This is a genomic window from Campylobacter sp. CFSAN093241 (assembly GCF_012889595.1).
GTDB classification, from domain to species: Bacteria; Campylobacterota; Campylobacteria; order Campylobacterales; family Campylobacteraceae; genus Campylobacter_D; species Campylobacter_D jejuni.
Window position 1 is genome coordinate 926282 of the sequence record NZ_CP040612.1, and the last position, 15497, is coordinate 941778.

18 protein-coding genes are annotated in these 15497 nt (G+C 30.1%); 5 read left to right on the plus strand and 13 right to left on the minus strand.

The window, feature by feature from the left end; translation table 11 throughout:
- The first annotated feature begins 27 nt into the window (after positions 1-27).
- Complete coding sequence (locus FBE96_RS04775) at positions 28-606, plus strand: hypothetical protein (RefSeq protein ID WP_002853367.1); 579 nt, start codon at positions 28-30, stop codon at positions 604-606.
- Here the strand turns inward: FBE96_RS04775 and FBE96_RS04780 are convergent, their stop codons facing one another.
- Both FBE96_RS04780 and FBE96_RS04785 read right to left on the minus strand, forming a co-directional pair.
- Entirely contained in the window at positions 607-780 is a 174-nt protein-coding gene (locus tag FBE96_RS04780; protein ID WP_002853638.1) for a hypothetical protein, read from the minus strand.
- Between the two features lie 8 nt (positions 781-788).
- The gene (locus FBE96_RS04785; RefSeq protein ID WP_002853671.1) at positions 789-1316 is read right to left on the minus strand and encodes a thermonuclease family protein; all 528 of its coding nucleotides are present in this window, start codon (positions 1314-1316) and stop codon (positions 789-791) included.
- A 67-nt stretch (positions 1317-1383) separates the two neighbouring features.
- Here FBE96_RS04785 and FBE96_RS04790 point away from each other — a divergent pair, with 67 nt between their 5' ends.
- Positions 1384-2652, plus strand: a complete 1269-nt coding sequence (locus tag FBE96_RS04790) for a M20/M25/M40 family metallo-hydrolase (protein ID WP_002868335.1) — start codon at positions 1384-1386, stop codon at positions 2650-2652.
- Here FBE96_RS04790 and FBE96_RS04795 read toward each other — a convergent pair.
- Together FBE96_RS04795 and FBE96_RS04800 are read right to left on the minus strand one after the other, a co-directional pair.
- Positions 2635-3882: an MFS transporter gene (locus tag FBE96_RS04795; protein ID WP_002853379.1), complete on the minus strand. Its 1248-nt coding sequence runs from the start codon at positions 3880-3882 to the stop codon at positions 2635-2637. The two genes, FBE96_RS04790 and FBE96_RS04795, sit on opposite strands and share 18 nt — an antisense overlap.
- 40 nt (positions 3883-3922) lie before the next feature.
- Positions 3923-4762, minus strand: coding sequence for a cysteine ABC transporter substrate-binding protein (locus FBE96_RS04800; RefSeq protein ID WP_002868337.1), 840 nt, complete (start codon positions 4760-4762; stop codon positions 3923-3925).
- A 219-nt stretch (positions 4763-4981) separates the two neighbouring features.
- Here FBE96_RS04800 and jlpA point away from each other — a divergent pair, with 219 nt between their 5' ends.
- Positions 4982-6100, plus strand: coding sequence for a lipoprotein adhesin JlpA (jlpA, locus tag FBE96_RS04805; RefSeq protein ID WP_002875015.1), 1119 nt, complete (start codon positions 4982-4984; stop codon positions 6098-6100).
- A gap of 90 nt (positions 6101-6190) precedes the next feature.
- Positions 6191-6931, plus strand: coding sequence for a peroxide stress protein YaaA (gene yaaA, locus FBE96_RS04810; RefSeq protein ID WP_002871753.1), 741 nt, complete (start codon positions 6191-6193; stop codon positions 6929-6931).
- 3 nt (positions 6932-6934) lie between these two features.
- On the opposite strand, the gene FBE96_RS04815 is transcribed toward yaaA, so the two are convergent.
- From FBE96_RS04815 to FBE96_RS08705, 3 genes are read right to left on the minus strand one after another with little or no spacing between them, the layout of a single operon-like run.
- Complete coding sequence (locus FBE96_RS04815; protein WP_002860727.1) at positions 6935-8086, minus strand: M20 aminoacylase family protein; 1152 nt, start codon at positions 8084-8086, stop codon at positions 6935-6937.
- A 1-nt stretch (position 8087) separates the two neighbouring features.
- Positions 8088-8909 carry an MFS transporter gene (locus FBE96_RS04820; protein WP_072223326.1) on the minus strand — a complete coding sequence of 274 codons (822 nt, stop codon included), beginning with the start codon at positions 8907-8909 and terminating at the stop codon, positions 8088-8090.
- A complete protein-coding gene (locus FBE96_RS08705; protein ID WP_021357866.1) occupies positions 8897-9307 on the minus strand; it encodes an MFS transporter in 411 nt (136 codons plus the stop codon). The genes FBE96_RS04820 and FBE96_RS08705 overlap by 13 nt, the downstream gene beginning before the upstream one ends.
- 217 nt (positions 9308-9524) lie before the next feature.
- On the opposite strand from FBE96_RS08705, the gene FBE96_RS04830 reads away from it, so the two are divergent.
- A complete protein-coding gene (locus FBE96_RS04830; protein WP_002853356.1) occupies positions 9525-9731 on the plus strand; it encodes a membrane protein in 207 nt (68 codons plus the stop codon).
- Between the two features lie 2 nt (positions 9732-9733).
- Here FBE96_RS04830 and FBE96_RS04835 read toward each other — a convergent pair whose 3' ends face one another.
- The 6 genes from FBE96_RS04835 to hemB are packed head-to-tail and all read right to left on the minus strand — an operon-like array spanning position 9734 to position 15489.
- Positions 9734-10495: a DUF5416 family protein gene (locus FBE96_RS04835; protein WP_019260251.1), complete on the minus strand. Its 762-nt coding sequence runs from the start codon at positions 10493-10495 to the stop codon at positions 9734-9736.
- On the minus strand, positions 10492-11757 hold the full coding sequence (locus FBE96_RS04840; protein WP_002906367.1) for a (Fe-S)-binding protein: 1266 nt from the start codon (positions 11755-11757) through the stop codon (positions 10492-10494). The genes FBE96_RS04835 and FBE96_RS04840 overlap by 4 nt, the downstream gene beginning before the upstream one ends.
- 1 nt (position 11758) lies before the next feature.
- Positions 11759-13114 carry an oxygen-independent coproporphyrinogen III oxidase gene (gene hemN / locus FBE96_RS04845; RefSeq protein ID WP_002871755.1) on the minus strand — a complete coding sequence of 452 codons (1356 nt, stop codon included), beginning with the start codon at positions 13112-13114 and terminating at the stop codon, positions 11759-11761.
- On the minus strand, positions 13101-13592 hold the full coding sequence (locus FBE96_RS04850) for a DUF2603 domain-containing protein (protein ID WP_002906365.1): 492 nt from the start codon (positions 13590-13592) through the stop codon (positions 13101-13103). The genes hemN and FBE96_RS04850 overlap by 14 nt, the downstream gene beginning before the upstream one ends.
- Positions 13589-14509, minus strand: coding sequence for an ornithine carbamoyltransferase (argF, locus tag FBE96_RS04855; RefSeq protein ID WP_002871756.1), 921 nt, complete (start codon positions 14507-14509; stop codon positions 13589-13591). The genes FBE96_RS04850 and argF overlap by 4 nt, the downstream gene beginning before the upstream one ends.
- Complete coding sequence (hemB, locus tag FBE96_RS04860; protein ID WP_002871757.1) at positions 14506-15489, minus strand: porphobilinogen synthase; 984 nt, start codon at positions 15487-15489, stop codon at positions 14506-14508. The genes argF and hemB overlap by 4 nt, the downstream gene beginning before the upstream one ends.
- Positions 15490-15497 lie beyond the last annotated feature (8 nt).

Genomic DNA, 15497 nt, shown 5'->3' on the forward strand with positions numbered 1-15497 from the left:
TAGATAAGTAGAATTTAAAGGTTAGATATGGCAAAAAAAGATAATTTTGAAGAATATGCACAACTTGAAGAATACGCATCTGCAGAAGATATATCTCGCGTTAGAGCAGAATTACTCACTTGTCCTGAATTAAACACCTCACTTGCTGGAACCATTATCGAAATTGATAAAAACTATGCCAAATCAATTTTAATAACCACAAGCGAAATGGTAGCAGATGATCAAGGATTGATTTTTGATGCCTTTATTTTCGCTGCAGCAAACTATGTAGCACAAGCCTCTATCAATAAAGAATTTTCAGTGATTATTGGATCAAAATGTTTTTTTTATGCTCCGCTTAAATTAGGCGATGTTTTAGAACTTGAAGCTCATGCACTTTTTGACGAAACCTCCAAAAAAAGAGATGTAAAAGTGGTTGGACATGTTAAAGAAGTTAAAATGTTTGAAGGAACGATACAAGTTGTTAGCACCGATGAGCATATATTTAAACTCAAGCGTCCGCCACTTAACACTGTTAAACCTACAGAAAATCAAGAACAAGGTGCCAAAATCAACAATCCAGAAGCCGTAGCAGCTGCATTAATGGCCTCTGTGGGTGGAAAATAATCAAGGAGTCATTTTAATATCTACCCAATTTTTTGGGCAATCCTTATGATAAGTTCCGCTTCCATCATAATACTCTTTACAATCATCATAAAAACGATTTGAAATCCCTCTTTCATTTACAAAACATCCAGAAATTCCTAAAGCTAATAGCACCATTAAAGTATATTTTTTCATGTTTTTCCTTAGAATTTATTGTGTTTTCTCCATTTATAAGGCTCTATAGGATTACTCTCTTTCCAAAGACCTAAATGATTTTTCTTAGCATTTTCTTGTTCTTTGGTATAAGCGTTACTATAGTAAGTATCAGCCCAAGCATAGCCTTTGCTTACCAAAAATCGATTAATATCAACATCATTAAGCTTTACAATAGCAACAATTCTACCATAAGTATCTTTATTTTTATAAATAATTTCAACTTGTTTGCCGCTTAAAATTCTACTTAAAGCTTCTTTTGATTGCTTTCCAAAACTTTGTTTAAGTTCTGGTGCATCTATACCAAAAAATCTTATTCTAGCGAGTTTGTTTTCATGATTAACTTCTATAGTATCTCCATCAATAATTCTAACTACTTTTCCTTCAAAACTAGAATTTTGGGCAATATAGTTCTGGATAAAAACAACTACAAGAGTGAAGATTAATACAGAAAAAAGTTTTTTTGGATCACTTAATAATTTTCTTAGATTAAATAATTTTTTATAATTTATTCTCATTTTTTAATCATTTTGCCTTTAAATTTTAAAAAATATGCCATAATTTTATCAAAACAAAGGAGATAAAATGCAAAATGTTATAGAAAATTTTAAACAATTATGCAAAATTCCTCATTGCAGTTATGAAACAGAACAAATGAAAGAATTTTTAAGCTCTTACGCCAAAGATAAAGGCTTTAAGGTGAGTGTAGATAAGGCAGGAAATATCCATGCCATAAAAGGCAAACCAAAAATTTGTCTACAAAGCCATTATGATATGGTCTGTATGGGCGATGCACCAAACTTAGAAGTTTATGAAGAAAATGGCTTTTTAAGAGCCAAAAATTCAAGTCTTGGTGCAGATAATGGCATAGGTATAGCCATCATGATGAGTGCTATGGCTGAATTTGAAAATTTAGAATGTCTTTTTACAAACGATGAAGAAGTAGGACTCATGGGAGTGAATTCACTCGAGCACACTTTAGAATCTAAAATGCTTTTAAATTTAGATCATGAAAGCGATGATGAGATCATGATAGGCTGTGCAGGTGGAGTAGATATAGAAGCAAGTTTATCTTTTAATACCCTTAGAAAAAAGGGTAAAATTTATGAGCTTTGTGCGCAAAATTTTAAAGGTGGACACTCAGGCATAAATATCATACGCAATGAAAAAAGTTCCATCAAAGAAATGGCTAAATTCATACAAGAAAATGAAGGAGAAATCATTTCTTTTGAAGGCGGAGAAAGAATCAATTCTATACCTAAACACGCCAAAGCTTTAGTGCATTTTAAAGATGAAGTAAAGAGTAATAACTGGATAAAATGCGAATTTAAAGAAGAAAATGAATTTGAAATTTGCGATCAAAGTAAAAAACTTTTAAGCCTTATAAATTCTTTCACTCATGGAGTTAGAGCTTATGATGAAAATCTAGATATAGTTCAAACAAGCATTAACCTAGCTACTTTAAGAATGCAAGATAACCAAATCAAATTCGCACTTTTTGCAAGATCTAATATACTTGATGGACTTAAGCAAGTAGAATTTGAAACTTTAGAATTTTTCAAAGCTTTTGATTTTAAAATAAGAAGTTTTAATTTCTATCCACCTTGGGAAGGTAAACCAAACGCACTTAGCGACATGGTTTTTAAAGCACTTAAAAAAGTATCGCCTAATGCCAAAGTTTCAGCTATCCATGCAGGGCTTGAGTGTGGCATTATAGAGAAAAAACAAGAGCTTTTATGCGCTTCTATAGGCCCAAATATCCATAATCCTCATTCAACTGATGAGCATTGTGAAATCGCTTCAGTTGAAAAAATATCTAAGGTTGTTTTTGAAGTTTTAAAAGACAATGCTTAATTCTTTAATCTTACTTCTTGCAAAAACGCGTTTTAACAAAAACACGCAAAGCAAGGAGCAAGATCCCACTATAGCAAGATAAATACCTAAATACTCTTTATAAAAAGCATTAACTATAAAAGGGGTTAAAAAACCTAAAATCGCATAAGAAATATTATAAGCAAAACTAAGCCCGCTAAATTTAAGTTCGCTTTTAAAAATTTGCGTCATAAAAACAGGCGCGAAAGTAATAATACCTTGTGCAAAACAAGCCAGTAAAAAATAAAATAAAAAATTCTCATCATAAAAACCAAAAAGCATACCAAAGATAATAAAAGCTATACTAAAAATAGAGCAAATTTTATAGCTTCCCCATTTGCTTGCTAAAAAACCTTGAAATAAAGCTCCAAAAATCACCGCTAAAATAGCAAAATTTTGCACCCATAAAGCAGAAGTTTTACTCATAGCTAAAAGACTTTCAAAATACTTAGGCAAAATCATCAAAGTTGCCACACCGCTTGTTAAAACCATGGTCATTAAAAAACAAACAAGCATACTCATTTTATGAGTTTTCAAAGCTTCAAACAATGGAAAACTTAAAATTTTCTTTTCATTTTGAACTTTTATAAATTCTGGAGTTTCGCTGAGTTTATTTCTTAAAAACAAAGCTAAAATTCCAAAAAATCCTCCTATGATAAAAGGAATTCTCCAAGCATAGCTTTGAACTTCTTCTGGGGTAAAATAAGATCTTATGCCTAAAGTGGCAATATTTCCTAGCAATAAACCTATGGTTAAAGTCGCTGAAATAAAACCAAGAGCCAAAGGAATTTGACGCCCTTTAACAAATTCGCTCACATAAATCCAAGCTCCGCTCACCTCAGTTCCAACGGCTAAACCTTGCAAAATACGAATAGTAAATAAAATCAAAGTAGCAAATATACCTATACTTTCATAACTTGGTAAAAAAGCTAAAGCAAAACTAGGCAAAACCATCAAAAGCATAGAAATATAAAAAATATTCTTTCTTCCATATCTATCAGCAAAATGTGCCATCACAATAGAACCAAAAGGACGCGCTAAATAAGCAGCACCAAAGGCTATATAAGCATTTATCTGCATCCAAAAAGCATCATTTTGCGGAAAGAATACCTTAGCAAAAATATCCAAAAAAAAGGCAAAAAGCACAAAATCATAAAATTCTAAAATTCCACCCAAAGAAGCATAAATAATATTTTTGTATTTTTTTTGCATATTTTATCCTAAATCAATATAAAGGGCAAAAAGCCCTTTATTAAATTTTTCCACCTTCAATCACTACATCATCAGCCTTAACATCATCTCCAAAATGAGCTTTTAAAGTTTCATCATAAGCCTTGTGAAAAAACTGCTCTTGACCTAGTTTGATGATCAAATTATCGATAAATTCTTTAAGTTCTTTATCGCCTTTTTTAACTGCTGGTGCGATAACATCTTTATTGCCTAACTCTTTGATACCCATTTTAAAATCAGGATGATCTTTTACCCAAGCAAAAAGCAAGGTATTATCATGACTTAAAGCATCACCTCTTTTATCCATCAAAGCGGCAAAAGTTTCAGTATTTTGATCGTATTTTAAAGTTTTAATATTAGGATAATTTTGCGTAAAGTAAGCATCCGCTGTTGTGCCTTTGTTTAAAAGTAAAGTTTTATCTTTTAAATCTTCTACGCTAGTTATATTACTATCCTTTGGTACAGCTACACCTAAAGCTACCTTCATATAAGGCAAGCAAAAATCAACCTGCTCGGCTCTTTGCGGAGTTTGAGTAAAATTAGCCAAAATAATATCTACTTTATTTGATTTTAAAAACTCAACCCTATTTGCAGCTTCAACAAGAACAAATTGTACCTTGCTTTCATCTCCAAAAAGTTCTTTTGCTATGCGTTTAGCTAAAGCTACATCATAGCCTTGATTGTTTCCTTTTTCATCTACATAACCAAAAGGTGGTTTATCGCCAAATACCCCAATCCTAACAACTCCATTTTGCTTGATCTTATCAAGAGAATTTAAAGTTTTAGAGTCAGAATTTCCTCCACAAGCAGCCAATACTACTGCAACAAAGGTCGTTAAAACACTTAGAAGTATTTTTTTCATACATTTCCTTTCTTTAAAAATAAGCTTAAAGCTGTTGCAAAAATATATAATAATTGCAAAGTTAATTATACTTAAAATTATAAATAATGCATTTGAAACAAACTAAAAAGATTTTCCTATGTGTAAAAATGTAATTAATCACACTCTCTCTTTTAGTATTGTTTAAATTTTAAGTAAAAAAAGATATAATCTTTTTTTTAAATTTTTAAGGAGAAAACTATGAAAAAAGGTATTTTTCTCTCTATTGGAATAGCTGTTTTGTTTTCAGCTTGCGGAAATTCCATAGATGAAAAAACAGTTAAAAAATATGAAAATCAACTAAATCAAACAGTTAAACAAGAAATTGCAAGCCTTTCTCAGGACTCTGGAATAAAGATTGAATTTTCTGATTTTAAATGCAATGCAGATGGTGATTTTATAGCGTGTTTAAGTCCAAATTTCAAAACTCTTGCAAAAGATAATAACGATGAGTATCAAGAACTATTTCAAGCAAAAAATATCAAAATTCGTTCAAATGAAATTTACAAAGGCGAAGCAAATACATCAATTAGCATTAAAGAATATTACAACGATCTTTTTAAAAACCAAAAAAGCATACAATCAAATTTGGTTTTTGAAGATTTTAAACTTGGAGAAAAAGTTGTTAGTGACATCAATGCAAGCTTATTTCAACAAGATCCAAAAATCAGATCTTTTATCAATAAATTAAGCTCGGATTCTTATACTTTATCATTTGATAACTCTATAAACAAACAAGAAAACAATTATCTAGATAATCTTGATATAAAATTTTATAACGCAAAATTAAATTTCAATACAAATTTAAATATAAATCTAAAAGAAGATTTGCTTAATTACCTTGATTCTAAGGGTATAAAATTTAACACTCAAACTTTAGCTATGGATGAACAAGCTATCAATGAACTTCTTAATATAGCAAACTACGAACAAGCTTCAGATTTTAGCAATACAATCCAAAAATACATCATCTTAAATAATTTTAAAATTGATTCAACTCTTAAAACCGAAGGCGTATTTAGTAGCTATATAGCAACTGCTAAGGAAAATTTACAAACCTTAAAAGCTCAAAGTCAAAATGAAGAACAAGCATTAATCTTTGATAAAGCTTTAGCTATTTTAAACAATATCACTCAAAACGATGATTATAAACTCAATCTTGATTTAAAATTTAAAAACATCCCTGTTAGTGACTATAACGCACAGGGAATCGACAGCATCGAAAAACTAAGCATCAACAATCAAGACGCCACAGAAGCGTTAAAAATTATACTTCCATTTATCATGTTTTCTATGTTAATGGGCGGAGCGTCGTTTTAAATTTTAAAATGATAAAAACTTCAAAAACATTAAAAGCAAGATTAAATTCTTTGCTCTTAATGTTTCATAACATTAACAAAAAAGGCTAAAATGAAAATTTTATTCTCCTCTAGTGAAAGCAAAAATGAAAATTGTACAAAAAATCCTATCAATGAAAACTCATTTATATTTAAAGAATTATTTCCTTATAGAATGGAAACTTTAAAGCATTATGAAGAATTTATCAAAAACGCAAGTTTACAGAATTTACAAGAACTTTTTGGCATTAAAAATGAAAATGAAATTGATAAATTTAAACACGACTTAAAACAAGCTCCCACTCAAGAAGCTATATTGCTTTATACTGGGGTAAGTTATGAATATCTTAATTTTAAAATCCTAGATAAAAAAAGTCAAGCTTATATTTTAGAAAATACTCTTATATTTTCTAATCTTTTTGGCGTTGTAAGAGCTAGTGATACCCTACCCTTTTATAAATTCAAGCAAGGGGCTAAAATAGGAAATTTTGCCATAGAGAAATTTTATAAAGAACATTTTAGTAAAGCCTTAGATGAATACTTAGAAAATGAAGAAATACTTGATCTTAGAGCAGGATTTTATGATAAATTTTATACTCCAAAAAAGAAATTTTATACTTATAAATTTGTAAAAAATGGTAAAGTCATCAGTCATTTTGCTAAAGCTTATAGGGGAATTTTACTCTGCATAAGTGCAAAAAACCAAGTAAAAAACAATAAAGAGCTTTTAGCAAACCTTCCTTCAAACCTAAAACTCAAAGAAATTCAAATCAAAGGTTTAAAGGAAGAAATTGTGCTTGAAATTCTAGATTAGTTTTTATTTTAAGTATTTTAAAGCTAGCTTCGCATAATAACTTGCAGCCCTAGCTAAAAGCTTATCATTAAAAACATAACTAGAATTATGTAAATAAATGTCGTTTTCATTTTCTAAAAAAGCATAGGCACATTTTTTCATTTCGCAAAAAAATCCAAAATCCTCACTTGCCATTAAAGGACGATGATTAAATTCACAATTTTTTTCGCCAAATAATTCTTTTGCAACCTCACTAGCAAAATCCACAGCTTCATCGTTATTCATAGTCACTGGTGCAACAACATTTTTATTGATTTTAATCTCTATATCATTAGCCTGTGCAAGACCTTTACAAATTTTATAAATTTTTTCTTCAGTTAGCTTTCTAGTTTCATTATCTAATGCTCTAACACTCATTTTAATCGTTGCAATATCTGGAATGATATTAAAAGCATGTCCTGCATTAAAAGCTCCTATGCTTACAACTGCTGAATTTTGGGGATCAACATTGCGAGATACTATGCTTTGTAAAGCCACAACAAGTAAAGAAGCAGCATAAATAGGATCTTTTGCCTTTTCTGGAGCACTTCCATGACCACCTCTTCCAATAACTTCAATGCTATAACTATCCGAAGAAGCCATCATCGCACCTTTTTTAAGATAAAATTTCTTATCGCTACCAAAAGGCATATTGTGCCATCCAAAAACATAATCACTATCAAATTTTTCAAACAATCCATCTTCTATCATTGCCTTAGCACCACCCAAACCCTCTTCAGCAGGTTGAAAATAAAGATTTAGAGTGCCATTAAAATTCTGACTTGCTAAATACTTTGCAGCAAGCAATAAAGAAGTAGTATGTCCATCATGACCGCAAGCATGCATTACATTTTCTTTTTTGCTTTTATAAGGCAAATTTGTGCATTCTTGCAAAGGCAAAGCATCCATATCTGCACGAAGTCCTATTTTTTTATCGCTATTCCCCTTTTTTAAAACCCCCACAACGCCTGTTTTTCCTATTTCCTCATAAACCTCATAACCAAATTCTTTTAATTTTTGCGCCACTAATTTTGCAGTACATAATTCATCAAAACCAAGCTCAGGATTTTCATGAATTTGATGACGAATTTTTTCAAATTCGCCTTGTAAGTCTAGTATTTCTGGAATTAAATTCATTCTATTTTTCTCCTTGTATAAAATTTTCTCTTCTAGGTAAAACAAATTGTGCTAAGATCGCTGAAATAAAAATCAAAGCAAAAATATAAACAAAACCCAAAGTAAAACTATGGGTTTTATCAACACTCCAAGATACTACCCATAGGTTAAATGATAGTATAACAAAGGTAATACTCCAAAAAGCACTCATAATATAAGCAGTTTGATTTGGATTGGAATTTTTTAGTTCTGAAGGTAGATTAAAGAAAAATGGAAACCACATAGAATAAAAAATGCCTGATAACACAGCAAAAATCTGTATCAATACTAAATTTTGTAAAAATAACATACAAAATCCGCATATAAAAATACACGCTCCTCCAGACAATAGCATTATTTTAAAAGAAATATTTTTTCTTTTAAAAAATAATCCAAGATAAGGACCAAAAATAATAGCAAAATTAGCCAAAGCTGGAATTTCTTTTTTAGCAAAATCAGCTAATTCTTTACTAAAACTCGCATATTGTGCATAAAAAGTTGGTAAAAAAGTAAAAAGAGAATTTAAAAATAAAATAGGCCCTATGTAAAAAATAATCATACCCCAAGCAACACGAGATTTTAAAGCATAAATAAGATCTTTTGCATTATTCTTTTTTTCTTCTTTTTTATTCTCATCTTTACCTACAAAAAGCCACAAAATCAATAAAATCAAATTAATCCAAGCATAAAATGATAAAGAATCTCTCCAATTTCCAAAATAATTTGAGATGCTTTCAGCTAAAATAAGTCCTAGAGTAATGCCTACTAAATTTGAAGTTATATTAAAACTAATTACAAAATGCAAAGCTTTTTTTCAAACCATTGCTGTGCAATAGGCACTAAGCAAACTAAAGCACAAGCTGAACCAAGCCCTGTTAAAAATCTTATAATCAAAATACCACTATAACTATCTACAAAACTTAAAAAGATACCCGAACTCATTAAAATACAGCCTAAAAAATATCCCTTTTTTAATCCGAATTTATAAACCAAAAAAGCAGTAAATGAAGCACCAAAAATTTTCGCAACTACTATCATACTAGTGATTAAAGTAGCTTGCTGAGTATTTAGGGCAAGATCATTTGAAATCAAAGGCATTAAAGACCCTGTTGCTGCCCAAGAGATACTAAAAACAGCATAAACACTAAAAATGATAAATTCAACTCCAATGCGTCTAAAATGAAATAAAAGTGATTTTTCCATATTAAAATCCTTTTTAGATATTTATTAAAATATAAACATAAAAAAATAAGATATTTATTATCTTTAATTATTTTTTTATATATTTTTTTGTTACTTTTTGAAAATTTATATATAAGTTTAAAGATAAAAAAACTAAAATACAAAATAAAAAACCCGTAAAAGTTTTTTGAAGTATTTAAATGATATATTTCAAAATCTAGTTTTAAAAAGGAAAAATATGGAATTTTTAGCATTTATTTTTTTGATTATTATATTTTTATTTGTAGTCTTTATCATCGTTACTCGCTATGAAAAAAAGATAAAATTACTCAACCAAAACATACAAAATATGAAAGAAGATATAGCCGATCTTAAAGAAACAACTCAAAAAAATCGCTCTTTAATTGAAAAAAATCGCTCTAATATAGAAAATATAATAAAATAAAACTAAGAAAGATTTGCGATAAGCTTATAGTGTTTTTTCTGATTTATTATTAAAGTAAAAATTTTTTCACTTGAATTTTCGCTTTTATTTTTATAAATCATACTTTTTAAAAACGGAAAAAGCATCGTACTAGAAGTTTTACCTTGTAAAATAATATGCATAGAGCCTTTTAAAATTCCGTACTTATAGCTCATACCGCTTGGAAATATATCAAGATTAAAGCTTAAACTATCTTCATTACTATCATAATTTAAAATTTCAATTTTAACAAAGCTAATTTCTTGATCTTCTTGAGATAAATTTTTAAAAATTTCAAGTTTTTCATGTTTTTTGATAGTAACAACTTCTTGCTTACTTTCTTTAAAATCAGAAAGAAAATTTTCATTTTTAAAAATTCTTGAAAAAAATTTTAAATTTTTAAATTGCATACTTGTTTGTTTTGTGTTTTCATGTATTATTTTTTCGGATTTTAAGATGTTGTGTTCTATATCATCTTCTTGGTTTTGATTATCTTTGTTTGATTTCATGTCAAAATCTTCAACGATAATCATATCTTCACTATCACAAATATTAAAATGTTTTACAATTTCTTCAAAAGTAAAACTGTCATCACTAAATTCCAAAAGATCTACATTTGAAGTGATAAAATCAACACCATCTCGTTCTTCAATCTTATCTTTAATCACAAAAGCATCAACACAAAAGCACGATCTTTGAATTTCATATTCAGAACTTTTGCCTTTAAATACTATCTTCATTATCACAAAGCTTTTGCTATAAGTTCTAAAGGACTAGCAAAAACAACCTTGCTTGAATTTTGTTCTAATGCATTTGAAATTTGCATTCTGCAAGCTGAACACTCGGCACTTACCACACTAGCCTTACTTTCATCGATCATTTGTGCTTTTTTAAGCCCTACACTTAAGGCTCTATCATAATAATCCGTTTGCATACCCACCCCGCCAAAACCGCAACAAGTATTAGAATTACTCATTTCTACAAAATGATAATTTGTTTTTAAAAGTTCTCTTGGCTCTTTAAAAACCCCTTGCATTTTTCTTGCATGGCAAGGATCGTGATAAGTAATGCTATAATTAATTTTATTTTTTGTTTTTAAAATTTCTTCTAAAGAAGTAAATTTATAAAAATACTCGCTAGCCATATATATCTTAGATGACACACATTTTGCGCGTTTTGCCCAGTCTAAATCATTTTGCATTATAAAAAAATGTTCATAATCTATCTTTAACATAGCCGAACAAGTGGCCTCAGGAACTATAATAGCATCTAATTTTTCTAATTTTTTTTCAAAATACTCAATATTTTTTTTAGCCAAAACTTCAACACTTTTAAAATCACCCGTAAAAAATTGCGGCGCTCCACAACACACTTGTTCTTTCATCAAATCCACATTGATTTTTAATTCCTTAGCGATTTTAAGCACTGCATTAGCCGTATCTATGTAAAAATAATTCGCCAAACAACCTACAAAAAAACCTATTGTTTTTTCTCCATCATTATTGATAAATTTTGGATTAGAATTTAAGAAACTTTTTTTATTAAAACTTGTAAGCAATCTTCCCTTTTTAACAAAAGGCATGGAAAATCTTGCCTTCATACCTGTATTTTCATTCTCATTTTGAATTTTAAACGCACAACTTTGAAACACATAGCCAAGCTTAGCTACCAAATCTAAAATTTTGCGTCTTCTTAAAAAGAAAAAAATAAGTTTTTTATACCAAGCTATACCAAATTTTTTAGCTATACCATAACGAACTTCTTCTATGGCATTATCTACTCTTAATTTACTTGGACATACTTCAACACAATTGGTGCATAAAAAACAAGATTCAAAAACTTTCTTAGCTTCTTTATCAAGTTCTAGACTTCCCTCTTTATAAGCAGCTAAAAGATCTAAAAATCCTCTTGGACTAGTAATTTCATCGCGATTTTCTTCGTGTATAGTACAAACAGGTATACATTTGCCACATTTAACACAAGCATCACTTATTTGACTAAATTTCATCTTACACCGTTTTTGAGAATACTTTTTTATCTTCACTAATGTTTTTCATATAAGCATCAAAACACATGGCAATATTTCTTATAAGCAAAACGCCTGTTTCATTGACTTTGATAAAATTTTCATCAAAATTAATAAAATCTTTGTATTCTTCTAAAGCTTTTAAATCCTCTTTAAAATACTCCTGAAAATCAATGCAAAATTCTTTTTCTATTGACTTGATATCAAGCTTAAAATTTGCCATTAACTCCATAATCACTGCTTTTCTAAGCTCATCATCATCGCTTAAAGCTACGCCTCTTTCAAAAGGCAAAACTCCTCTATCTAATGCAGCTTCATAACTTGACATATCTTTAAAATTTTGCGCATAATGTCTTTGCCCTTCGCCTATACTTGTAAGCCCAATACCGACTAAATCAGCACCGCCTTTGGTAGTATAACCTTGGAAATTTCTATGCAAAGTTCCATTTTCTAAAGCTTTAAAAAGCTCATCATTTTCTTTTGCAAAATGATCCATTCCTATCATTTTATAACCATTTTTGCTTAAAAATTTCTCACAAAATTCTAAAATTTCAAGCTTAACATCAGGACTTGGCAAGGTATTTTCATCAAATTTTCTCATATTTTTCTTAAGCCAAGGCACATGAGCGTAATTAAAAATCGCCAAACGATCAGGGTTTAAAAGCATAACTTTTTCTAAAGTTTGTGTAAAGCTTTGTAAATTTTGATAAGGCAAACCATAAATTAAATCCATATTTACAGACTTTATGCCTTTATTTCTTACAAGATTTAAAGCATTTTGTGTTAATTCAAAAGGCTGGATGCGATGAATTTCTTTTTGAACTTTTTCATCAAAATCCTGCACTCCAAAGCTGATACGATTAAAGCCATTTTGCGTTAAAACTGTGGCTTGTTCCTCATTTAAAAAACGCGGATCGATCTCACAGCTAATCTCTACATCTTTAGAAAAATTTCCAAAAACAGATCTGATTTTTAAAATCAAATTTTGAAGTTGTTTAGCACTAAAAAAAGTTGGAGTTCCGCCCCCAAAGTGCATTTGCACCACTTCTCTTTTAGTATCTAAAATAGTACTTAAAATATCAAGCTCTTTAAAAATATAAGTTAAATACCTTTCTTTACTCTCTTCTTTGGCTGTATAAATAACATTGCAACCACAAAAATAACAAGCACTCCTACAAAATGGTAAATGAAAATAAAGTGATAAAGATCTATCTTGCTTTTTTAAAATTTCTATATATTCTTCGTATTTGAAATTTGCATTAAACTCTACTGCTGTAGGATAAGAAGTGTAGCGTGGTCCTGCTTTAGAGTATTTTACAAAAGCTTTATAATCTCTCATTTTGGTTTACCCTTTCTATCATCGCTTGCATATCTACAAATAAATTTGGATGCTCTTGTTTGATTTTAGAAATTAATTTTTCAAGATCAATACTAACTTTCATGGTGCCATTTTGCGCCTTTTGCTTGATCTCATCCATAGCAACCGTCCAAACATCGTTAAAATCTACAGGAATTTGTTGATAAATCGCCTTTTCTAAACGCAATTCAAAATTCTCTTTTTGACTTTGTTTTAAACTTTCAAGTATATTCTTAAGACTTTGCAAAGAAAGCAAAGTGTGAATTTCATCGTTTTCATCGATCACAAACCAAGGCTCAGGAGAATCAAAACTTCCATTTTCAAGAACTAAACATTTTTCGTTTTCATTCTCGCTTTGCTTCATTTTAAAAATCGTTCTATCTTTTTTCTTTATTCCTAGATTTTGACTAAATTCATCAATGCGTTTTAAGCAAGTGCTATACTTTTCTAGCTCTTTCATTCTCTTCCTCTCTGATTATCCAAAAAGCAAAGCAAGGCTTTTACCACATAAAGGCGATTTCTTGCTTCTTCAAAAATCACATCTGCATGTTTTTCAAAAATTTCTTCACTCACTTCATAACCTCTATAAGCAGGCAAACAATGAAGCAATATCGCGTCTTTATTGGCAACGCTCATAGCCTTTTCATCGATCATAAATCCTTCAAATTCTTTAATCTTGCGTTCTTTTTCATTCTCTTCGCCCATGGAAACCCAAGTATCGGTAATGACTACATCTTTATCCTTTAAGGCTTCAAATTTATCATGGCCTAAGGAAATTTTAGCTCCTGAAATCAAAGCCTGTTTCATAGCAAATTCCCAAATTTCAGGGCTAATTTTATAGTTTTTTGGCATAGCTATACTAATTTCAAAGCCCAAAATCGCAGCCGCAATAAGCCAAGAATTGCACATATTATTACTATCTCCGATAAAAGCAACTTTTGCTATACCATTTTGCATTTTATTCCATTCTTTGATAGTAAACAAATCCCCTAAAACCTGAGTAGGATGATAAAGCTCGCTTAAAGCATTGATCACAGGAGCTTTAGAATATCTTGCAAATTCGAGTAAAGTTTCATGTTTATTGACCCTCATCATCACAAAATCAACCATCGCCCCTATCACCCTAGCTGTATCCTTTACAGGCTCACCACGACTAAGTTGTAAATCATTGCTGCTTAAAAACAAAGCCTTTCCGCCAAGCTCTGTTATGGCTAATTCAAATGCCATTCTTGTTCTTGTAGAGTTTTTCTCAAAAATCATTGCTAAAGTTTTATCTTGTAAAAGTTTTTTAGGCTCTTTTTTAAGCTCGCTAGCATGATTTACAAGGCTTAAAATTTCCTCCTTAGAAAAATCTCTTAAAGTTAAAAAATGTTTCATTTTTCTCCTTTTAACGTTTTAGCTAATTCTTTAGCATGATAAGTGATGATAAGCTTTGCCCCTGCTCTTTTAAAAGCTATTATAGTTTCATACAAAACTTTTTCATAATCAATCACTCCTGCATTTTTAGCTGCCTTTAACATAGCATACTCTCCGCTTACATTATAAACACACAAAGGCAAGTTAGAATGAAGGGATATTTCTTTAACCACATCAAGATAAGCAAGGGCAGGTTTTACCATTAAAATATCAGCTCCTTGTGCTTCATCCTCCAAGCTTTCTTCTAAAGCTTCTTTACCATTAGCAAAATCCATTTGATAGCTTTTTCTATCTCCATAACTTGGAGCTGACTCTGCTACATCTCGAAATGGCCCATAATAACTTGATGCAAATTTAGTAGAATACGCCATTATAGGCAAATTTTCAAAACCTTCCTTATCTAAAGCTTTGCGCAAAGTAGTGATAACACCATCCATCATTCCACTAGGTGCTACCATATCTACCCCTGCTCTTGCATGAACTAAGGCTTGCTTGGCTGAAATTTCTAAAGTTGCATCATTATCTACGCTTTTTGTTTTTGGATCGATAATCCCACAATGCCCGTGATCTGTGTATTCACAAAAACAAAGATCACTGATTATAAAAAGATCTGGAAAATTTTTCTTAATCTCTCTTATACTTCTTGCAACAAGCCCTTCATCATCTAAAGCATCGCTTCCACAACTGTCTTTTTTCTCATTTTCTAAAACACCAAAAAGTATAATGGCTTTAATGCCTAAATTAACTACATTTTGACACTCTTTTAAAATTTCATCTAAACTCATTTGAAACACATCAGGCATAGAAGAAATTTCTTTTTTTATCCCCGTTCCATTAACCACAAAAAGCGGATAAATCAAATCATTTACACTTAAAGAATTTTCCCTTACCATAGATCTTAAGTTTTCATTAAGCCTTAATCTTCTAAATCTTTTAAACATTTTTTTGT